Below are 22,481 nucleotides of genomic sequence, written 5' to 3' on the forward strand. Positions count from 1 at the left end.
CTTTCACTCGATATTATGTGGAGGAACTTTCCTTACTGAGACCCTCTACCATTGTTCCCTTGCTGATTCCCATTATTTCCTTGTGATCCTCTTCCGTTGTTCTCTTGCTGATTCCCACTATTTCCTTGTGATCCTCTTCCGTTGTTCTCTTGCCCATTATTCCCTTGCGATTCTCTTCCGTTGTTCCCTTGCTGATTTCCATTATTCCCTTGCGATTCTCTTCCGTTGTTCCCTTGCTGCTTCCCATTATTCCCTTGCGATTCTCTTCCGTTGTTCCCTTGACCATTCCCATTATTCCCTTGCGATTCTCTTCCGTTGTTCCCTTGACCATTTCCATTATTCCCTTGCGATTCTCTTCCGTTGTTCCCTTGACCATTTCCATTATTCCCTTGACCATTTCCATTATTCCCTTGCGATTCTCTTCCTTTATTCTCTTGCTGATGCCCCTTATTCCCTTGCGATTCTCTTCCGTTGTTTCCTTGCCCATTTCCATTATTTCCTTGTGACTCTCTTCCGTTGTTTCCTTGCCCATTTCCATTATTTCCTTGTGACCCTCTGCCGTTGTTTCCTTGCCCATTTCCATTATTTCCTTGTGATCCTCTTCCGTTGTTCTCTTGCTGATTCCCATTATTTTCTTTTATTTGCTTCGGTTGTTGTTCCTTAGATTGCTTTTGTTCTATATGCTCTTTCTTCTCGTTGCTTTCTTCTTTTACAGGAGATGCGTCCGATGATGCATCAGAAGATGACTTTTGTTGTTCTTGATTAGAAGGAGGTGCAGGTGGAGTAAGCGATTTTTGCTTCTCATTCTCTTGTTTTATATAAACGCCCGTTCCAACCCCTGCTTTCTTGGCATCCTCCCGCATTTGCATCGTACTGCTTTGATATTCGACTGTAACATGTTTTATCTCATACTCTTTCTTTAATTCCTGCATAGCCTTTTCCAACTGTGGTTCTAGCGACTTGTCCTTTGTAACAGCTGTTAGCATAACTTGCTTATCATTCGTTAAGTACTTATCATTTTGACTCTGCTTTATAATAGTGCGTATCACATCTTGCAGATGCTTATTTTCCCACCCTTTCATTTCTTTTAAAATACGCCTTCCGTCATCATTACAAGCCCGCAAATCTATAACACGAAGATCTTCCGTTACGCTCGCCTCTAAACTTGGATTTATATCAACTGAGACATAAGCAAACACTTTTTCTTCTGGTTGATTGTAGAAAAACAGCAATACGCATAGAAAACCAGCAACAATTACTGTTGTAGGCTTTAAGAAAGGTGGCATTGAAAAACGCGGTGCTCTTTGCTCTTGTTCGTTAAACGAGATTTCCTCTCCAATCATGTAAGAGTGTACTTTTCTTTTAAACGTAATAAACTCTCCATTTGGAGTTAAAACAACTACGTTATGTTTCTTTATATCCATCACAATTCCTTTATTCATCATGCTTCTCCCCTCTTATGTAATCCAGAATATATGTATAGTTGTTTGCAAAGATAATACACATCGCAATAATGTATTTTCTATGTCGCTCCAACGTTTTACGACTTACCCTAACACGTGGTTCAATATGTTTAAGGGGTAACTTTTTCTTTCGGAACAGCTCTTCCATCATTTTCTCGTCTTTTATAATAATCTTTACAATTTCTATTAAGTGCTCACGCGTATCACGATGCTTAGGAGATTCCTTAGCAAGCTCTGAAAATGTGATTTTAAACTCAGCTAGTACACTTTGAAAATGAAGAATTTCCTCCTTACGGTTACTATTTTCCATCTCTTTCATATACTCCGTAAGCGACACTTGCATTTCTAACATTTCCTCTTGCTTATCTTCTTTTAAAAAGACAAGATTATGCTTAGACTCCTTGCGTATATAGTCAATTACATCTCTTTTTATAAGAAGATCAGCAAACGCTAGAAAAGATTTTCCTTTTTTATATGAATACTGTTCAATTGCTTCGTTAAATGCAAATAACCCAATGCTATATTCATCATCTTGCTCTGTAATGTACCTGCGGCAGACAGACGATATTGATTTTCTAATAAACGGCTGATACTGTACGATAAAAGCTTCCTTATCTCCACCGTTGTTTTGTATGTTAAATACGATATCTTCTATTTTCGTTTTTTTTAAGATTTTCATTACTAAACTCAACACTAGTAATCTCCCTGCCTCCTTCTGCTTCAAATAGCAAAATGGTCACTAAACAAGTGACCATTTAACCACATTTTCTTAGTACTTTTCTTTGGGCTTGTCTACTTGCTGGTGCTCATATTTTTCGAGGCCGATTTTTTTATATGACTATTTTTTCCACTTGTACTAAAGTGAAGTCTGTATTTTGTATTACTTTCTTGTTTTCTTTTGCAATACCACTTGTTCTTCTTGCTCTTTTCTATTTTAGCTGCAATCTTTGAATAACTCTTCGCTATATTTTTGGTAATTTTAGCTTTTTCTTCTACTTATATATATTCGAAGGAACAAATAATTTTATGGGGGTCAAAAAAATATTTTTTATAAAATAGTTATTTTTTCAAAAATAAAAACCATCAATTGGAAGAAACTCGTTATAACTCCTCCTTATGGTAATTCCTTTGTAAACCTCTTTATTTAAATGTATAATTGTATTAAAAGTCTAAAATTTCAGAATAGGAGGGCAGCGTCATGAAAAGTTTTGGTACGTTAGTAATCTCTACCGTCATTTCAGCAGGCTTAGTGTATTATAATATCGATTCCTTTTATAATAAATTTACATCCGAGAATACATATTACTGGGTAAACGGTATCCTAGCTGCTGGATTCCTTATATCCTTAATTATCAACATAAAAGATATCATCAAGAAAAACTACACAACTTCTGAATCAAATTAAGGAGCCTATTATGGTTCCTTTTTCTATGCAAAATAAAAAAGCAGCTGTTAAGCTACTTTGAATTCTTCTTATCCCCAAATGAAATGATATATTCTCCCGTTACACGTTCATTAATTCCAGCGATCCTAGCGAATCTCATTAAGTCCTCCCCTTGAAGAAAATACACCGAGATCGTAACTGGTACTTGTGACCATATGAATTGATAAAGCTCATTCACTCTCTGATTCGTCGAAACGATTAAATCATTTACAGGTCCATGATTCCATGCAGAGGTTTGAACTGAAGTGAACGGAAGGTCTTTCCCATTAACCACTATTCTTACCACACTTTGAGTTATGTCCACAACAATCCCCTCCACCATTACAAAATTTAAACCTGTTTCTATACTCATATTCTTGATTAATAATAAATGTTTAAGGCAAACCCCTATTTTCATTTCTACTCAAAAACAATTTATTTGATAAAATAAAAAAGCAGCGGATTCGCTGCTTTAAAATCTACATAACTCCCTTTTCTTTTGCTCTCTCATAAAGAACCGTGCGGCTTACACCTGTAACTTCACATATCTTCTTTACTGTAAGCTTGTTTTCCTTTCGGTTTGCAAGCAGATCTAAAGCATGTTCCATATTAGGATTATCATCATCGTACTTCTTAGGGCGCTCTTTATAAACACCACGCTCTTTAGCTAGTTCAATACCTTCTCGTTGCCGCATTCGAATTAGGTCACGTTCTAACTGATTAACACCAGCCATTACAGTGAGTCGGAAAGTGCTGTATGGATTATCGCTTGTAGTATCAAACCAATTGTCTTTTAACGACTTAATAGAAGCGCCTTTTTTCTTTAATTGTTTCTATGATACATTTCATTCGCTAGATTGATAAGCATTTCAAATGCCATCCCACGGTTTCCGAGTCCCATTGTTATTCCTCGCTTTTTATTAAAAGGATTATTTTGTTAAAAAATTGATTCTAATTTATAACCTCTATCTTTTTCCTTCATTTCCCATTAAAATTGAGTAAAACTATTTTGAAAACATAGGAGAAAGCTATGAAGCATAACCTCAATCTATGGTCCTTTATATGCTCTTTGATTTGCGTTGGACTATTCCGTTTATATTTTGAAATTCCACTTGAATTATTCAAATTTTTCACGGATTCATTACACATTCACCCTTTATTTATATTACTATTTTTAACAATAGGAACTTTTTTTGCTGGCATTATAGGATTTTCTAAGATAAATAATTGGATTGCGATGCTTAGGAGTGTAGCAACAGTCTTACTAACATTGTTATTATCAGTGTTTTTAACACTAACTTTGATTGTGGGTTATGCATTAAGTTAAACGTAGTTTTTTATGAGTAAAACTCAATATTCCGTCAATAATATAGATGACATTAGATTTTTCTCCTTGTTCCCCCTTGGAGATGAGCAGTTAGTTTTTGCTAACTGCTCCTATATTTATAACAAAGATAAGATTCTTTAGAATGATTCTTCTTTATTTCTCAATATAAGGAGCCTTGGATTTTCATTAAAACTCCTGTAGTATATGAACAAAGAGTAAGGTAAGAGTTACTCTTTGCCATTTTAGGAAAGGTTCTGTTGGAAACAACAGGACCTTTTTTCGTAAAGAGATGGTTTTGTTTAATTTCTCACCACTAACCACAAAAAAATATCTTATAATCGTTATATACTAAATTAAAATAATAGATTAGGAGTAGATCAAATGCCAGTTACACTAGAACTTATTCTTTTCATTCTTCTAGCAATTAGCGCTATTGGCTATTTAGTAAAAGAATTTCAAAAAACTAGGAAAAAAACACTTGGAATTTCACTAGAATTCTTGGTTCTTTTCTGGTCAATATGGAGAATATCGACTATCATAATCTGATTTGTAAAACATGAATTCCTTCGAATAAAAATCAATATTATGTCCATAATGTTGATAGGCTGTATGCCAAAATCCATTTAGTTTTCTCTGTATCTCCTTGTATTGAGCAGTTAGCTTTTGCTAACTGCTCTTATATTTATAACAAAGATAAGATTCTTTAGAATGATTCTTCTTTATTTCTCAATATAAGGATCCTTGGATTTTCATTAAAACTCCTGTAGTATATGAACAAAGAGTAAGGTAAGAGTTACTCTTTGCCATTTTAGGAAAGGTTCTGTTGGAAACAGCGGAACCTTTTTTCGTGATTTAAAGGTACTAAGACAAAATGAAATATTTACCATGAAGGTAATTGTTAAATATTTTACGCTTATACAGTATAATGGGATAGTTATTGTGTATTGGCATTAAGAGGAGCGTCCTGATTAAGCGCTTCTCTTTTTTTATAAAATAGCTCCAAATTACTTGGACACATTTGCCAGTTTATTCAACACAAATATCATGTTAAAATCCCTTGTGAATACGACATAACTCAACTTGGTGAAGCCCTGTAATATTTCCTATAGGGCTTCTTTTTTTACAAGCAGTTATTTCATTACGCTGACTATCTTGTTGTGCAAAATAACGATTTTGTTCACTTTTTTGATACATTTATAAAACATTCATATGTTATCTTCAGTAAGTTCTATTTCCTTTATAATATTGTGTGAAGTATACCAACGAACGAAGCCTAAAAAAACTCTAATGAAGTGATGAAAAAAACCTAATTTCTCTACAAAACATTGAGAAATTAGGCTTTTTAATAGAAAAAGTAGCATTCATAAACAATGAATACAATTTAACTCTTCAATTCTATTTTCACAGATTCATATATTCTTCTAAAGTCAGTTTTTCCTTATATATATTTTCAGCAATATCTCCTACATAGCGAATATGCCAAGGTTCATATGCATAACCCGTAATACTTTCCTTCCCCTTAGGATAACGAATGATAAACCCTGCACGATGCGCGTTTTCTTTCAGCCATTTTCCTTCCTTCGTATTCGCAAAGGATAGCTCTAGTTCATTGTTCGCACTTTTAGAAGAAACATCCATCGTTAACCCTGTTTGATGTTCGCTATGCCCTGGCTTTGCAGAGAAGCGATCCGTATGCTCTTGCCCTTTCTTTTTAACATTGTTGGCATACAGACCTTTTTGATACTCATAGGAACGAAATCCTGAAACAGCATTCAACTGGATCCCATCTTGCTTAGCTAAAAGGAATAGTTTTTCTAACGCTTCCGCTGCTTCTTTACGAAGATGACTCTTTTCTACCGTTCCACTAAATGAGAACGGTACATTTGGTACAACTAAATCCTCTGGCATATAGTCTTCGGGTAAACCATATTCCTTATTTACTACAGCCTGTATACTAGCAAAGGAACTTGCTATCTTATTTGAGGTCCCATTTTGCTTACTATTTTTTTCTTTATTTATGGAGTTTTCACTAGTTTCATGGTTTGTCTTATAGGGTTCTTTACCAATAGATATATTGGTGTAAATGATAAAGATACCTAACATTACTACTATACAAGTTAAGGTTCCTACTAATTTAAGTCTCATCATTCATTTCCTTCCTGCAACTCCTACTGTTACTCATTCATCATACTTCAACCATATCAAATCCATATTAATTCCCTGTGAACTTTTCTTCATAACGCATTCCTTAATAGATTGATAGTATATCTTCCCTTTCTTTTGGCACCCTTAAAATATCAGCTCTATTCATACATGTAGAAAAATAATCTAAAAATTTGTATAACAAGATAAGAAGTGTAGCATTCTATTATAGAAAGGTCTTGGTATAATGCTAGGTATTGATGTCAAAAAAACAAAAGAAGAGTTAATTATTTCATGGCAATTTGCGGAGGTCACGATTCCATTACGTGATGTGATTGAGGTTACCGAAGATGCTACCTATGCGGGTGTTGAAGAACCAAGTGCAATCCGTATCGGAACAGCATATGGGACAACTGATCGTATATTAATTAGAACTGTAAAACAAAATTATGTATTATTTACTACGAATAAAGTGTCGATTTTAAACGCAATTCACGCTTAACAATGAGTAGATAAACGCGCTTAAACAAAGTTCAAGTGAAATAAAAAGGTGCAAAGTCATAGAATTGACTTCGCACCTTTTTTAAAACAATCTATATGAATGAAAATTCCCTTTAACATTTCAGTAAGGCCAAAGCCACTTCTGTCACACCATACTACTTTGTGTCCCATTTATCTAAATTGAAGAGATAACGCTCTCTTTTTTTGATAAAATTATCTCTATAATGATAGCAGGAAAGGATTTGTTGCTTTATCACGGCAGAAAAAACACAGTTTGTAAAAAAAGAGCATTATATCCCCCAGTTCTCTATGAGACCTTTTGAAATAGCTAAGGGATTTTGTCTCACAGTGAATTTAGAAGCTGACACTTTGGAAGCTAAGGAAAAGAAAACAGGGAATTATTACAACAACTCAAAAATAAGCAAATAGATTAAAATACTGTAAATAGGACTAAATTATTAACATAAAAATAAGCACATCTTGTAAAAAAACAGATGTGCTTATTTTTTAATTTTTATGCATTTTTACGTTTTAGGAAAATCACTCCACCAACAATTAACAATAATGCACCTGCAGCCATAGAGATCCAACTTGTAAGGTCAGCACCTGTTTGGGGTAACCATCCAATTTTAGATTGAATTTCTTTCTTAGGTTGTGGTTGCTCTTTAGGTTGCTCTGATGTTGGAGTATTTTTATCTTGATTTGGCTGTTCTGGTTTTGGTTGTTCCGGTTTTACTTCTTTAAATTTCACCGTTTGACCCTTATCTTCGATGTCAACGTGAATAGCAACCAAGACATTATCTTGATACAATTCTTCAAACACTACCACTTCTTTACCTTGTAATGCAGATGCATTAAATGTGAAATCGAGTGTGATAGAACCATTTTTTTCTTTTGCAGTAAACTTAGATTCTACTGTTACTTCTTTATCATCAACTAATAATGGTTTTTTTGTTGCTTTATCCATTAGTTTGCCTTTTACAACGTACTCTTTACCCACGATTAAGTCTTTGTATTCCACTTTATCTTGGATTGTTACAGATTTAGAAGCGTCTAACTCTTTAGAACCATCAGCTTTGTTTGTAGCTGTCGTTTTAATAGAAGGCTCTACAAATCGAACTGTTTGACCTACATCGTTAATGTCAGCGTGAGTTGCAATTACTTGACCTTCATGCAATAAGTCTTCAAACACAACTACTTCTCTTCCTTGCTGTTCAGCACCAACGAAAGTAAAGTCTAATGTTACAAAACCATTCTTTTCTTTTGCAATGAACTTAGTCTCTGCTGTTATTTCTTTACCATCAATTAATAATGGTTTGTTAATAGCTTTGTTCATTAATTTACCTTTTACAGTGTACTCTTTACCAACAACTAAGTTAGTATACTCTACTTTATCTTGAATAGTGATAGAATCCTTTGAATGAATCTCTTTTCCACCATCAGCTTTGTTTGTAGCAGTTGTTTTTACTGATGGCTTAACGAACTTAACCGTTTGACCTTTATCATTGATATCAGCATGTGTAGTAACAACTTTTCCGTCTTTCAGTAACTCTTCGAATACTACTACTTCTTTTTCTTCTAAACCAGTTGCATCAAAAGTGAAATCTAGTGTAATAGAACCGTTTGCTTCTTTTGGTGTAAACTTAGTTTCAGCAGTTACTTCTTTACCATTTACAACTAATGGTTTATTAGTCTCTTTATCCATTAATTTACCTTTTAAAGTGTACTCTTTACCTACTTGTAGGTCTTTGTATTCCACTTTATCTTGGATTGTTACAGACTTAGAAGTGTGCATTTCTTTTGTACCATCGGTTTTATCAGTAGCTGTTGTTTTTACTGATGGAATCTTTTCATCTTTGACAATATGTTTAATGATTTGACCATTCTCTTTGATCTCAAAAGAGAATATTTCTTCATTCAATACATAACCTTTTGGTGCAACAGTTTCTTTATATGTGTATTTTCCAAATGGTAACTTTTCAAACTTCGCGATACCTTTATCGTCTGTTTTCCCTTTAACTACTTCTTTTCCTGCTTCATTATAAATAGTAAACTCTGCATTCGGAAGCTTATTGTTTCCATCAGCTACATCAACTTTTGTAATTTCTAGATTACCTTTGATAAGATGATTAACTGCTAATAGCTCAATAATTTTTCCGTGTTCCTTTATTTCGAACACAATCGGTTCTGTAATAAGAACGTAACCATTTGGAGAAGCCTTTTCTACAAATGAATATTTACCATACGCTAAATCTTTGACGTTAACTTCACCATTTTTATCTGTCTTATATTCCCCAATTACTTTCCCGCTTGCATCTTTTAGCTCGAATACTGCACCTTCTAATTTTTTACTGATATCTTCATTATCTACTTTTAGTAATTTCACACTACCTTTCACTTCTGCATTTTCCACTGTAAAAGTAAGTGTTTTATTGTGCTCTTTAATTTCAAAAGGATACTTTGTTTTATTTCCAATATATCCATTAGGTGTTTTTGTCTCTAAGAAATAATATTTACCATACGTAAGACCATCAACATTTGCAATTCCATTTTCTTTTGTTACTACTTTTTTCACTTCTTTTCCATCTTCAGTAAAGACCGTGAATTCAACATTAGGTAACATCTTACCTGAATCACTAAGTTTTTTTATTTCGATGTTACCTTTTACTTTGTTGTTTACTACTTGAACAGCTCCTATTTCCCCTGTCTTAACTTCAATAGTTTGTGGTTTATCACCTGAAACATAACCTGTTGGTGCTTTAATTTCTTTTACTATGTAGGTACCAATTGGTAGGTTATTTAATTCTGCAGTACCATCAGCACCCGTCGTGATTTTTCCAACTGATTCATTATTTGCATTAAAGACTTCAAATACTGCACCAGCTAATATTTCTCCATTTTCCCCAACCTTTTTAATTTTTAAAGAACCAGCAGCTTCCCAATTTACTGCAAGGTCACTACTAAGCTTTTCCTCATTTCTTTCTAGTAGCACTGTAGCATTCTGAACAGTATCAGTACCGCGATAAGCAATTGCTTGAACTTTAGTTAAATTTGTAGCAACACTTAGATTAAATTCACCTGTTTTTGTATCTTTAGGAATTTGGATACGGAATTTTTCCCCAAGTGAAAGCTGATCTTTCACTTCTCCATTTTCACTAACAATTTTAACTCCATTAGGTGCATTTTTCGCTACTACTTTATAAGAACCACTCTTAGCATTTGTTTGTACTGTGTATAGGTTTGTTTCAAAAAACTCACCCTTTAATTCTGCCTTTTGCTTTTCAGCAGGAATCACATTCATAAAAATATCTTGAGTATCTTCACTTGTATTTGCAGCATTAATAATTGTCTTAGCCGCTTTTTCAACATTTTTATTTTCATGCTTTAATTCATTTACATCAAGTTGACCTAATGCATTCCAAACCGCAAGCTGAGTTGCATAATGTGCTTCATTCTTATTAGCTACTCCCAGTTGTTCTATACTTTTTTGTGGGAAACCATTTAATAGAACCCTATATACTACATTATCTGTTTTCCCCATTTCAGGAAGATCTTCACCATTTGGTGATTTTAAGCCAAGAGTTAAACAATAAGCAATTTGACCGCTTGAATTTTTAATAATTTCAGTTCGAATGTACTTACCTAAACTGTTGCTATAACTCCAGTTCATTGAATACTTTTCATGCGTCATAACCTCCGCATTTGCCTTCGGTAGAAACACATTAAAGAATAATGCTAGTACTGATAATAATGCAAAAACTCTTTTAACAACTCTTCTCCCCAATTTTAAAACCTCCCTAGATAAAATGAATCCGATGTATTATTCAAATATTTAAAATAATCACAACGAAGATATTTCATATTATAAGACATAAAGTTACAAATATTATATTATTTTTACAAATTATTTATTTTCTCAACAACCACTATAAATTATAATATTAAAATATTCCATTTCACAAAAGTAACAATATTAGGATACCTTAGCAAAATAAGAAACTTGGTAAAATACTAGAATAACGGTAGTTGGAGTACGGAAACGATTCTTGGCATGAAGGACCACTACAAAGATATTTTAATATGTAAACAGATATTTTCAGATTGAATATATGTATTAATAATGAAATTTTATTGCATTTACACCTGCAATGTTTATATAAAAGATAGTAAATTATGTTTTTATAGGATTTTTTCTATTAGTTTACTGGAAATTTGCATTATTATGTGACAATAAATATCATTGTATTTAATATAAAATGATATAAAAAAAGGGGCACGTAGATAATTATTAGAACTTTCAATCAATTAATTATACTAAAATTAGTATTAAGAATATTAGTATAAAAGTAACAACGTTATTACTAAGTTCGAATATTGGTCTAAGTACCCTAGCATCTCAATGGTAACCTCTTGAATACTTTTACGTTTTTAAATAAATTAAAATAACAAAAAAATAATAATTTTTAATTTTTTTCTTTGTAATTTAATAAGTTACATGTTAATATGGCGAAGGTTATAAAATGGATTTCGCCATACACAATGTTTTTTCGGAATATTCACTCCAGAGAAACGTAACTATTTCTGTAATTTTCTTTATCTTTTACCTATACAAGGGCTACTTTCAATTTTTTTGTTCATAAGTAAAAGTAACTTTTTATTTCTATCTTCCTCATCGATTTTAATATAAATGGTAAAAAAGCACTTTTTCAAGTGCCCTTCCTTTTCTTTTTTAAAGATAGAAAATCTAATAAAATCAAACACCTAGATTAAACACATACATAATCCTACTTACAAACTCTCAGAGAGGTATAAACTATGGGAATTCCTACACTATTATTAAATACATTTATTATTATTATTTGTATCCTTAGTTACCAAGTATTTTGGCTAGAACATAAAGAAAAAATGGCATGTAATAATATATTAATTTCTGTACTTTCCTCCATTGCAATTATTTTTTGTATGACTTTTCCTTTTCATTTACACGCTGGGTTCATTTATGATTTACGTTTTATTCCCATTATATTAGTTTTTCTATATGGAAATACAAAGAGCATTATTTGTATTGGAGTTTTATATCTTTCTTATAGATTTTACTTAGGTGGAAGCGGAGTCTTCCCATCATTTATTATCTTTACTATTATTTCTGTTATTACAATCATGTTTCGTTACTTGTCACCTACTTATTTCAAGGAAAAGAAGATATTATTAAGTATTCTACTTATTTTGATATGTACAACTTCCCTTTCTATCTGCGGTATTGTAACGCAAATAAATACAGGTGTTAAAATTGACTCTACTCTCATTGAATTTTTATTCAATTATATAATCATAAATATTTTCACAGTATTATTATCAGTTTATTTAATAGAAGGAATGATCGAGAAATATAAAATAAAAGAAAGAATGCAAAGAGCAGAAAAATTTTATATAGCTAGCGAACTAGCTGCATCGATCGCGCATGAAATTCATAATCCACTGACCACGGTACGTGGATTCACTCAATTACTAAATGAAGATGAGAGTGCTAAGATGTCCCAAGATAAGTACTTAGAAATTATGTTACTTGAAATGCAGCAAATACAATCTACTATTAATAACTATTTATCTTTAACCAAACCACAAAACATTATAAAAGAGGAACTAGATATTAATTACATATTAAATCAAGTGAAAGATAATATTTCACCACTCGCTCTTTCATATAATGTTGAAATAAAACAGCATATTACAACAGATTCCCTTTACATAAATGCTAATACTGAAAAATTTAAAATATGTCTAACCAACATCATACAAAATGGAATTGAGGCTATGAAAAATGGTGGCGTATTACAAATAAATATACAAAAAATAAAAGGTAATATTGTAATTGATATTATTGATACAGGAATAGGAATGTCTTCCCAACAAATAAAACGTATTGCCTTGCCATTTTATTCAACAACAGAAAAAGGTACTGGGCTTGGTACTATGATTGCGTACAGTATTATTAAAGAATTAAACGGAGATATAGAGATAGAAAGTGAACTAGGAAAAGGAACACACTTTTCTATCACTATCCCCTGCTAATATAATAGAAGATTTATTTAAATGATATTATTTTGTAGCTAATATAACCATATAAAAAGAAGACGTAACTATTCGTCCTCTTTTTATATGGTTCTGGTGCAAAAATGTTAGTTAGAAACATAGAGCAGCAATTTCACAATTTATTCACAAGTACCGTTAAGCGCAAGTTTACGTTAAGTATGCTATTTGCATAATAATGTTTTCAAGAAAAAAGTAGCTGTACTTTTGTGCAGCTACTTTTTTATGCAATAAATCAGTAATAGATATTCGAGCTGCAATAAATGCCCCTTTTATACTTTGAAATGTAATTTGCAAACTACAATTTGACATAATTCTAATAGTATGAGATGTATATTTCTCCATAAAAGTAACTTATTTTTATCTCTTTTAAACAATTTATTATATTATTTTCATCTAATTAGGCACAGAAACGTTTTGCAAAATTTTACTACTTTTTAGGAAAAACGTTTTTAGGGTACATTTTAAAATAGCTCTTTTTCTTTGAAATGTTTCTGTGCTTAATATTTAAAATATCTTATGTCAAAATTTTCCGCAACAAATATGTTAAATGATTCATAATTATATATAATATGGAACATTAAAGTTAAATATTCCGTATTATACTCTATTAAATATAGCGTATTTAATTTATTAGTAATTAATTTATTAGTCTAAGTATGAATTATAAAGTATGTTCGTTTAAAATTGTCACAATATAATTTTATATTCGACGTTTTTAATTACTCGTGAAACATTTGCAAATGTTTTAACCGTTATGTATAAGGTAAATATCCCCTCTAAATATAAGATTTACTTAATTTAGATTCTTTCTCTCATAGTAATAATGTCGAAAAAAGTCGAATTTTTATATTTTTTCTTTATTTTCTAGTTGTAAACGTTTTATTTTCATGTTACCATCTTAATCAAACATTAGATGGTAATAAAACTTAAAGTATTTCTTTCCCTTAGAGACATATAAACGTTCGGTAATACCATGAAAATAAGGCCAAAGAAATATGAGTTACCTGATAAAAGATTTAATAGGATTTTTACCGCCTTAATTTTCTGTTAATTCAGAATGTAACATTTTGTCCCTAAACAAAATTTAAATTTTAGTGTGGTAAACTCAAAAAGCTAAATCACCCACCAAAATTAATAAATGATATATCCTGTTATATCTAGCGATCAGTCATGAGAAATAGATTTCTTCCTAAGAAAACTTAGCCCATTAATAAAAAGTGTCTAAATTTCTATCTTTATTACCATCTATTGTTGATAACATATTTACCAACTATAAAAAAGAACCTATTGAAGGTTCTTTTTATTATAATCATTAGCACTTCAATTATTGATAATCATTGGTGTTGAATCTTTATTCCCTCACCTTATATAGTTTTCTTTTATTAACACTTGAAGACTTATTGAGGTACGGTTCTGATTTTAATTTTTTTTTTATTTTTAAGCGACTAATTTCCGAATGATGGGCCATCCACAGTTTTATATCTAATAAAGAAAGAATTATGTCTGTTTCAAGTGATATTTTGCTTACCTCCTTCTCTCTTATGGGTTATGTAGATAATATATCTCTTGAATCTGGAGCCTTTAGAACACATAATGGATACCCTAAAAAATGGACTTTATTTTATCTTTATCTTATCTTTACCTTATCTTTAAATTTTTCTATTAAACTTAGCATTTAGAAAAAAATTTTCGAGTCTAAAAAAGCTGGGAAATAGAGAATTATTGAATTTTTTTAATAACCAGCCACCATTGAAAATAGGGTTTCTTGTAAAAGGAGGAGTAATATTTGAAGAATAAGAGAAAAGTACAAACTATTATATTATTCTTTATTAGTATTTTAGGGTTAGGAACAATAATCGGGATACTATATTTTAATGACAAAACCAATACTCAAAAAAATAAAGCGTTTGCTACCGAGGAACGTTTATTGCAATATGAGCCCATCATGAAAAAAGAATTAGAAAAATATAATTTGGGAGAAAAAACAGCAATTTTACTAGGAATTATGTACCACGAGAGTAGGGGTGAGGGCAACGACCCTATGCAATCTTCCGAATCACTTGGATTAAAGCCAAATGAAATCCAAGAGATAAACTTGAGCATTAAACAAGGGGTAAAGCACTTTGTTCAAATGTATAGATATGGAGAAGAAAAAGGTGTTAGCATGGATACAATTATTCAAAGCTATAATATGGGGCCAGGCTATATTGATTTTATTGCCAATCAAGAAGCTAAACAACACTCGGAAGATACAGCTAAACAGTTTTCTAAGTTGAAAGTTGATCAGAATCCAGCTACATACACTTGTGGTGGAAATAAACAAAATTTTAGATATCCATATTGTTACGGTGATTTCACATATACAACAAAAGTGAATGAAAAAGCAAAACTTATTGAAGAACGCCTCCAAAAAAATTAAAATTGTATATATTTGTTTGAAGGAGTTTTCCATTTACTTTTATATGGTTTTTCATCAACTTTTATCCCCTCTTACCATCTAAATGTATATATACAACTATCGTATCATATTTCAATTTAAATACGGCTCTAGTTACATATTTCGCAAGAAATCTATCCAGAATATAAATAAAATCACCATTTTACATGAAATAGTATCCACTTAGCGAATTCATTAGGCATAAAAATAAATGTAGATTCCATAAAAAGAGAGTACCCTCGCTATTGGTGCTCTCAATGTGAATTGGGGTTTATCCTGAGCATTGAATAGGACACGAAGAACTCGTCCTGTTACATAATATTATGCTTGTCCATATTATAAATGTGCAATAAAAAAAGCACCCTCGCCCAGGCGCCAAGAGATACATATACGTTGAGGTAACTAACACGTTAGAAAAGGCCCTTCCATATCATTGTATGATTATCAATTATCTTTATACCTAGCAGACTCATTAAATATGTTTAATGTATCATTTCTATTAGTTTAACCATGCCTAATGCCATCCAATTCATGGTTAGTATTCTAAATAGACCAACGATGTATTATAATCCTTTATATACCCAAGGAGGTTTACCATGCTTAATTTTCATAAAACATTCCCCATCTTAGGATTCTTTTGGTTTTTATATAGTTTTATCGGCATCATCTTTTTATTACTATTCCTTAGCGTATAGTAACAACGCGTATAAATAGTAGAAGATTTAATCAACCATCCAGGTATGTTTTCAATTACTTTCCAGTCGCTACGATATAATTGTAAAAACACTTCTTGTGCTAACTCTTCAGCGATAGATTGATCTTTAACAATCCATATAATCTGCTTCACAGCATAAGCATAGTACTGCTTAAATAAATCTTCAAAAGGTATATCAGAAGCATGACTTTCTTCATTTTCTATGGTTAACATGTTAGTTTAAACCTCACTTTCAATTTGATGCCTGTATTATAGAGAAACCAGAAAAACGGATTTTGTGACAGTTTTTCTGGTTATTTTTTTATTATGTACTAAAAAAAGCATTCATCTGATTAAAAGATAAATGCCAAAAGGGAAATGAAAACATAAAACTATAACTCTTGCAGTAGTTTTCTATTAATGGGGTACCGCCACATCGCTATCAAGCTAATAAAAATAAATGCAACAACAAAAAATTGCATGATAAACATAAAAAATAAGTCAGATACCGATGTTGTGAGACCCCATAAAGAAAAGACACCCTAAGGTGCCTTCCTCCGACTTGAACCACTTTAATTTAATAATATGTATTGGACATTAAGTAAACACGTCCTATAAAACAGAATCATTTATTTTCAACAGATTGTTAGTGTACAAATACAAGAGAATCGAGATCGTTTGTTTGGCTAGATTAAAGCAACGCAACGCCACACCACACCTATATGGTTGAGATGTGTTACGCCTTCTAATCGGAGAATCAGCTTTATAGAACGTGTCCACAATTTATATTTTACTACATGTAATATTTATTTTATGTAATTTTTACAAATATGTATAATTACATAAAATTTACGAGAAAAAGAGAGTATACTTTGATATTGTGTAATAAAGATAAGGCCCACCTACGGAAATAGGTGGGTTTTTTGTTGGGCACTACTATCTCATTGCACAAAAGGGAATTTGCATTAAAATAATATCATATTCTTAGAGTTCTTATATTGAGAAAAAAGACACTCTTATGAGTACCCCTTTTTATAGTAACCGAATCCGCCGCTACCGCCGCCCCAACAACTACATCCTATAATGATTAACAGGATGAATAGAACGATCAGTAAAGCAAATCCGCCACCTAACTGTTAACGCTTAAAGACTAAAGTTACCTTTAGCCCTCCAAGACTCGCTACGAGCGAATGGCTAGTTCTTACTCGACGGGAATCCCACCCGTTATATGATACGACCTAGGCTCGGTCGCACACCTACCTCGTTAGTTAATATGAAAATGCAACCCAATGTCTTTCAGGCGAAAGTATAATCTTGGTTTGGAAATATACAACTGTTTGGACATAAAAAAGACCATCGAAATGATGGTCTTGCAGACTGTAGACAAATGCATAAAATAACGGATGAACCTTTCTCTGAACACTTACTTTACTTCTTTCATAAATAGTCTAACGTTTTCAGCGATTTCTTTGAATTTGGTATGGTGTAAATAATGTGATCCATCCATGGTTACTACTTTTCCATGTACCGAGTCTTTGATTTGCCCTTCATGCAGAGGTATCCATCCTGCTACATCTTCATTATTCGCTTGTACAAAGAGAAGAAGTGGAAGATATTTAGGGAAGATTAAACCTTGAGCCCCTTTAAAATTAGACGAAATATGATCCATCTCATTCAAGGTTGTGTCATTATACATGTTTTTATTCGAAATCATTTTCATTTGCTCTACGGTTTTTTCATCAAATGCCAGTCCAGCATAGGGGTCAGCACTGATTTTCATAGCCAATCTTAAGAGACCTGATTTTTTGAGATATGCAAACGTTTTTAATGGGAAATTGCTATCCATACCCGGTTGTGTTGCAACACTGCTATCGATTCCGACAAATGCAGTCACCTCGTTTGGATATTTGTTCACATAATCAATTCCATAAATACCTGTAATGGAGTGGCCCATGAGCATGTATCTGTTAATATTAAGCTGCTGTAGAGCTTCATGAACTTCACTTACCATATTCTCCGTGGTTCGCTCTTTTACAGTTTCATCACTTAATCCATAACCGAAAGGCTCTACCGCAACAACTTTGTAAAATGGAGATAATTCATCGATAAGAAGCTTAAAATCAAGCCCTGGAGTAGCTGTTCCATAACCAGGCAGGAGCACGATCGTTTCCTCGCCCTCGCCTTGAATTAACACATTCATGTTTTTCCCGTCTACAGATACGTGCTGCCCGTAGGGCACTATTCGTTTTTGCTCCGAATGACTACTCATCACATTTACGATATAAACAATACCTAAAAAAAGTACAATGACTAGAACGATTGCTCCTATGATTTTAAGTAAGATGTTTCGCACTTTCTTTATTTTCATTCCCCTCAGCATTTTCTTTTCCTCTTGTTGTGTCACTTTCATCTTCTCCTGTCCTGATCTGTTTGCCTTCCTTCATGTGCCTGTAATGAAAACTTAACCAATGAAGATGTACTCACCATGACGACAATATGAACTGAATATGAACTGCCAAAAAAAATGCTACAGCTCTATATGCAAGTAAGCTTGCATATGAGTCGTAGCATAGAGAATGAATCTAACTAATCTGTTGGTGTAGTGATTGGCAAGGTGACAATGAAGGTCGTTCCTTGACCAAGTTCACTTTTCACTCGGATGTCACCTTGATGAAGCGACACGATCTGTTTAACGATAGCGAGTCCCATACCACTTCCGTCATACTTACGACTGTGGGAACGATCGGCCTTAAAAAAACGATCGAATATACGCTTCTGGTCGTCAAGGTGAATACCAATACCAGTGTCGGATATTAGGATTGTCACGTTTTTGATATCTTGTTTGATGCTTACGTTAATCACGCCGGCATCCTCGGAAAATTTGATGCTATTTCTGAGGATATTCGTCCATACCTGATTTAACAGGTCATGATCAGCCGTTACTTTAACTGTCTGTAAATCAAGCTCGAAATGTATATCGCGAGCAGACCATTGTGGCTGGAGCGCCACGATTATCCGTCGGATTTGTTCATCGAGGCTGAGTGTGACGAGTCGCAGTTGCTTTGACTGCGATTCAAGAAAACTCAGCTTTAGCAGGTTATCGCTCATTTTGGACATCCTTTTCGCTTCAGCGATGATAATATCAAGATAACGGCTTCGTTCGTATTCTGAAAGGTCAACTTGCTTAAGCACTAGAGCATAACCGGATATCGAAGTGAGCGGAGACTGAACCTCGTGCGACACGTTCGTTACGAATTCCCTGCGCATCTGCTCAAGTTGCTGCAGATCGTGCATCATTTCTTCGAAGCTGCGAGCCAAAGTACCCAGCTCACTCGTTTGCTTAATATTCAACTTGACGTTGAAATCTCCAGATGCTATCCGCTTGGTCGCTTTTGTCAGCTTTTTTATCGGTCTTACCAGGAATACAGAGGCAACTAGAATCAATAAGCTTCCTGCAATCAACGAACATGTTGCAAAGACCAATGCCCACTTTGTGACAAAAGAGGCTGAAGGAGGGGCGAGCGCTTCCAAAAATATCGCTTTCGTTCCCATTTCCGTTTTCAACGGCAACCCTAAGAGGACCGTGGCAATACCATTAGGAGTGTCCTGAACAACACCTCCATCTAATACTTTCTTTAGTTGCTCCATCGTCACAGGCGCAGGTTTGTGTCCGTGAAGTTTACCGTAAGACTTGAACTGACCCGTTGCTTCGTAGATTCGAATATAATAAGAATCGAGCTGCTTCATTTCACTTACGAACAAGTCCGCTTCACGTAACGGAAAGGTCTTGTAAATCCGGACGATGTCTTGGCCAAAGTTACGTAAGTTGATTTGAGCATTTTCGTTCAATTTATCTTCGAATATCCAAGTTGACACAAAAAAAGAAATGATCGTGCCCCCGATGATGGAGACTAAAAATGTCAGGACAACACGTATATATAAGGATCTGATCATTCATAAACCTCAAGCCGATACCCAAGCCCGCGCACCGTTTCGATCCGAAAATCGGGTGTTGTCGCGAACCGTTCACGCAGCCGTTTAATATGTACGTCTACCGTTCGATCATCTCCGGCGTAATCGATACCCCAAATCTGATCGATCAACTGCACGCGCGTATAGACTTGTCCGGGTGTTCCAGCGAGCTTATACAGCAATTCGAACTCCTTTAGCGGCAACGTAAGCGACTCCGTCCCGTTCATCACCTTATAGGTCTGTCGATCAAGGATGACGTTCCCGAAATGGATCTTCTGCGTGGAGCCAATCTTGTATCGTTTGAGTAGTGCCCTAACACGAACCGTCAACTCTAACGGATCGAATGGTTTGGTTAAATAATCGTCCGTCCCAAGTTCGAAACCTTTCACTTTCTCCCATGTTTCTCCTCTCGCAGTCAGCATAAGTAAAGGTAGATCAGGATTGGCTCTTCGGAGCTCCTTGCTTAACGTCCAACCATCCATAATCGGCATCATAATGTCAAGTACGACAAGATCGACATTCGTTGAGATGTAGACGGCCAGTGCTTCCTTGCCGTCCGCTGCTTCAGCTGTTGCGAATCCGTCGTTGCGTAGAAATAAACAGACGAGTTCGCGAATGTTCGCATCGTCGTCAGCAACTAGTATAGTAGGCATCGGTTCCCTCTTTTCCCTGTTTTCCACCGCATTATTTCAAGCAATCATTATACTATAAATTAACACGTATGTTGATTAACCAAAGTAATACAGTTTCTTGATTTATCGACCTGTAGAATTCAAGTGTTTCTTTCAAACTAATTTGCCACTCAATTGACGAGGCTTCACAAAGAAACAGGCGTGTGAAACCTGCAAATGACAAGCGTTTATTTTGTCTTTTGGCCTTGTGCACGAAGAAATTTCAGCAAAGCATAGGCAATTATAGCTGTGAATAACTGATTGAACAACGCATTGGATGTTGTGCCAAACAATACGGGAACGTTCAAATTCTGCTAAATCCAGCGGAAAAATGATTCAATTGCCCAGCGCGATTTGTACATGGCGGCGATTCCTTCGGACAGATAGATTGATAGAACGCATATTTCCCAAACTACTCCAGTAATTACACCATCTGAAATAACACGTCCCATACCCACTAATTATTTTCCATCAAATGTGTATGGCGTATCAACTTTGATTGCACATTCGTTCCAAATCATTACTTGTTAATTTAAGTGAATTCCATCATAAAGATTCATATAGGTTTAGTAATTAGTCAAAGTTATTAGGGTGTTCTGTCGTAAAATTTATATATTACTATATAATCACCTCCTGATTTTTGTATATTATAGTTCTACATCGACACATAATATATAACTTTTCTCATTGCTTATTGAATTAATCTGCTCCGTTCAAGAAGAACCATATCAGTTTAAATAACTCAGATTTTGGCAAAATTAAGTTGATTCAAATGATACCCACCTTTTAGTAATCTCAGAAAATTTCTTAGTCGCGAGTGAGGTTGGTTTTCTTATAGCTAATCCAATAGTTCGATAGCTATCACTTTCAAGTGGAATTGCTGCAAAAGAAATTTTTGATGTCGGTATAATCATTTCTGGCAATATACTAATTCCTAGATTATTCTCCACCATGGAGATCACTGAGTATTCATTCATATTTTCGAATCGAATATTGGGGCTAACTTTATTCTCCCTAAATATTTTTTGAATATCATCATAACACTGATATGTTGGCATAATAAAAGGTACATTTTCTATTTGTTGCATTGATACTTGGTTTTCCTTACATAATGGGGATTGGTTAGATACAACACATAAAAGTCGATCCCTCTTCAATTGTACGATTTCAAAGGATTTTTCAAAGGATTCAAAGTAAGTATCATTATTAATAAATCCACAATCTAATCTCCCGTTTTGTAACCAATCCTCAACCTCAGCATAGTTTCCTTCCAGTAATTCGATTTCAATATTTGGAAACTTTCCCTCCATTTTTTTAAGAATACCAGGAATCCAGTTTTTAGAAATACTCGAAAAAACCCCCACTCTTACTGTTCCTTTTTGGAACCCATTGATAGCGGCTACTTCCTGCTTCAGCATGTTGTTATAGTATAAAATTTTCCGAACGGTAATTAAAAGCTCCTCTGCATTTTTGGTCAATGTTAAAGTAGAGTGATTACGAATAAATAAAGGAAAGGAAAACTCTTTTTCCAAACTGCTAATTGCATGACTTACAGCAGATTGGGTGAAACCTAACACTTCTGCAGCTTTTGTAAAACTATTGAGTTCTGCCACTTTGTTAAATATTTCATATTTTGTTAAAGTCACTATGGTCCTCCTCATGAATTTTATTCATGTCTCCATTATATTTCTTCGTTTTATTTAATGCCATTACCAACATACAATAAGTGCATGCTCTATTATATGACCCTTGACAAGG

At 33.6% G+C, this 22,481-nt stretch carries 15 protein-coding genes and 5 pseudogenes; 5 read left to right on the top strand and 15 right to left on the bottom strand.

Going from position 1 to position 22,481, the window contains the following annotated elements:
- Positions 1 to 32: 32 nt before the first annotated feature.
- Both MKY90_RS17035 and sigI read right to left on the bottom strand, forming a co-directional pair.
- A complete protein-coding gene (locus MKY90_RS17035; RefSeq protein ID WP_341092019.1) occupies positions 33 to 1,442 on the bottom strand; it encodes an anti-sigma factor domain-containing protein in 1,410 nt (469 codons plus the stop codon).
- On the bottom strand, positions 1,435 to 2,157 hold the full coding sequence (gene sigI / locus MKY90_RS17040) for an RNA polymerase sigma factor SigI (RefSeq protein ID WP_002099727.1): 723 nt from the start codon (positions 2,155 to 2,157) through the stop codon (positions 1,435 to 1,437). Before sigI ends, MKY90_RS17035 begins: the two co-directional genes overlap by 8 nt.
- Positions 2,158 to 2,661: 504 nt before the next feature.
- Between sigI and MKY90_RS17045 the strand changes: the two genes are divergently transcribed.
- Positions 2,662 to 2,868 (top strand): hypothetical protein, encoded by a 207-nt coding sequence (locus MKY90_RS17045; RefSeq protein ID WP_215599458.1) that lies wholly within the window; start codon positions 2,662 to 2,664, stop codon positions 2,866 to 2,868.
- A 52-nt stretch (positions 2,869 to 2,920) separates the two neighbouring features.
- Here the strand turns inward: MKY90_RS17045 and MKY90_RS17050 are convergent, their stop codons facing one another.
- From MKY90_RS17050 to MKY90_RS17060, 3 genes and pseudogenes are all read right to left on the bottom strand, one after another.
- On the bottom strand, positions 2,921 to 3,304 hold the full coding sequence (locus MKY90_RS17050; RefSeq protein WP_407707983.1) for a hypothetical protein: 384 nt from the start codon (positions 3,302 to 3,304) through the stop codon (positions 2,921 to 2,923).
- A gap of 61 nt (positions 3,305 to 3,365) precedes the next feature.
- Positions 3,366 to 3,713, bottom strand: a pseudogene (locus MKY90_RS17055) (recombinase family protein); the annotation flags it as partial.
- 5 nt (positions 3,714 to 3,718) lie between these two features.
- Positions 3,719 to 3,787: pseudogene (locus MKY90_RS17060) on the bottom strand (Holliday junction resolvase RecU); the annotation flags it as partial.
- A 129-nt stretch (positions 3,788 to 3,916) separates the two neighbouring features.
- Here MKY90_RS17060 and MKY90_RS17065 point away from each other — a divergent pair.
- Complete coding sequence (locus tag MKY90_RS17065) at positions 3,917 to 4,213, top strand: hypothetical protein (RefSeq protein ID WP_235711987.1); 297 nt, start codon at positions 3,917 to 3,919, stop codon at positions 4,211 to 4,213.
- A 1,401-nt stretch (positions 4,214 to 5,614) separates the two neighbouring features.
- Here the strand turns inward: MKY90_RS17065 and MKY90_RS17070 are convergent.
- Positions 5,615 to 6,358, bottom strand: coding sequence for a M15 family metallopeptidase (locus tag MKY90_RS17070; RefSeq protein WP_033709884.1), 744 nt, complete (start codon positions 6,356 to 6,358; stop codon positions 5,615 to 5,617).
- Between the two features lie 244 nt (positions 6,359 to 6,602).
- Between MKY90_RS17070 and MKY90_RS17075 the strand changes: the two genes are divergently transcribed.
- Positions 6,603 to 6,857 carry a SunI/YnzG family protein gene (locus MKY90_RS17075; protein WP_002035246.1) on the top strand — a complete coding sequence of 85 codons (255 nt, stop codon included), beginning with the start codon at positions 6,603 to 6,605 and terminating at the stop codon, positions 6,855 to 6,857.
- A gap of 513 nt (positions 6,858 to 7,370) precedes the next feature.
- Here MKY90_RS17075 and MKY90_RS17080 read toward each other — a convergent pair.
- Entirely contained in the window at positions 7,371 to 10,640 is a 3,270-nt protein-coding gene (locus MKY90_RS17080; RefSeq protein WP_341092023.1) for a VaFE repeat-containing surface-anchored protein, read from the bottom strand.
- Between the two features lie 1,031 nt (positions 10,641 to 11,671).
- Here MKY90_RS17080 and MKY90_RS17085 point away from each other — a divergent pair.
- On the top strand, positions 11,672 to 12,928 hold the full coding sequence (locus MKY90_RS17085; protein WP_002185304.1) for an ATP-binding protein: 1,257 nt from the start codon (positions 11,672 to 11,674) through the stop codon (positions 12,926 to 12,928).
- 168 nt (positions 12,929 to 13,096) lie between these two features.
- Here the strand turns inward: MKY90_RS17085 and MKY90_RS17090 are convergent, their stop codons facing one another.
- Entirely contained in the window at positions 13,097 to 13,291 is a 195-nt protein-coding gene (locus MKY90_RS17090) for a hypothetical protein (RefSeq protein ID WP_033732005.1), read from the bottom strand.
- Between the two features lie 1,444 nt (positions 13,292 to 14,735).
- Here MKY90_RS17090 and MKY90_RS17095 point away from each other — a divergent pair.
- Complete coding sequence (locus MKY90_RS17095) at positions 14,736 to 15,368, top strand: lysozyme family protein (protein ID WP_002035240.1); 633 nt, start codon at positions 14,736 to 14,738, stop codon at positions 15,366 to 15,368.
- A 730-nt stretch (positions 15,369 to 16,098) separates the two neighbouring features.
- Here MKY90_RS17095 and MKY90_RS17100 read toward each other — a convergent pair.
- The 7 genes and pseudogenes from MKY90_RS17100 to MKY90_RS17135 all read right to left on the bottom strand — a co-directional run.
- Positions 16,099 to 16,314 (bottom strand): annotated as a pseudogene (locus MKY90_RS17100) (hypothetical protein); the annotation flags it as partial.
- Positions 16,315 to 17,096: 782 nt separating this feature from the next.
- Positions 17,097 to 17,210, bottom strand: a pseudogene (locus MKY90_RS17105) (YjcZ family sporulation protein); the annotation flags it as partial.
- 293 nt (positions 17,211 to 17,503) lie between these two features.
- On the bottom strand, positions 17,504 to 18,484 hold the full coding sequence (locus tag MKY90_RS17110) for an alpha/beta hydrolase (RefSeq protein ID WP_098167788.1): 981 nt from the start codon (positions 18,482 to 18,484) through the stop codon (positions 17,504 to 17,506).
- A gap of 182 nt (positions 18,485 to 18,666) precedes the next feature.
- Complete coding sequence (locus MKY90_RS17115; RefSeq protein WP_098167787.1) at positions 18,667 to 20,034, bottom strand: sensor histidine kinase; 1,368 nt, start codon at positions 20,032 to 20,034, stop codon at positions 18,667 to 18,669.
- Positions 20,031 to 20,705 (bottom strand): response regulator transcription factor, encoded by a 675-nt coding sequence (locus MKY90_RS17120; RefSeq protein WP_002185294.1) that lies wholly within the window; start codon positions 20,703 to 20,705, stop codon positions 20,031 to 20,033. Before MKY90_RS17120 ends, MKY90_RS17115 begins: the two co-directional genes overlap by 4 nt.
- A 386-nt stretch (positions 20,706 to 21,091) precedes the next feature.
- Positions 21,092 to 21,335, bottom strand: a pseudogene (locus MKY90_RS17130) (GNAT family N-acetyltransferase); the annotation flags it as partial.
- 146 nt (positions 21,336 to 21,481) lie between these two features.
- A complete protein-coding gene (locus MKY90_RS17135) occupies positions 21,482 to 22,369 on the bottom strand; it encodes a LysR substrate-binding domain-containing protein (RefSeq protein ID WP_063217444.1) in 888 nt (295 codons plus the stop codon).
- Positions 22,370 to 22,481 lie beyond the last annotated feature (112 nt).

The sequence above is a fragment of the Bacillus sp. FSL P2-0099 genome, assembly GCF_038007445.1.
GTDB lineage: Bacteria > Bacillota > Bacilli > Bacillales > Bacillaceae_G > Bacillus_A > Bacillus_A mycoides.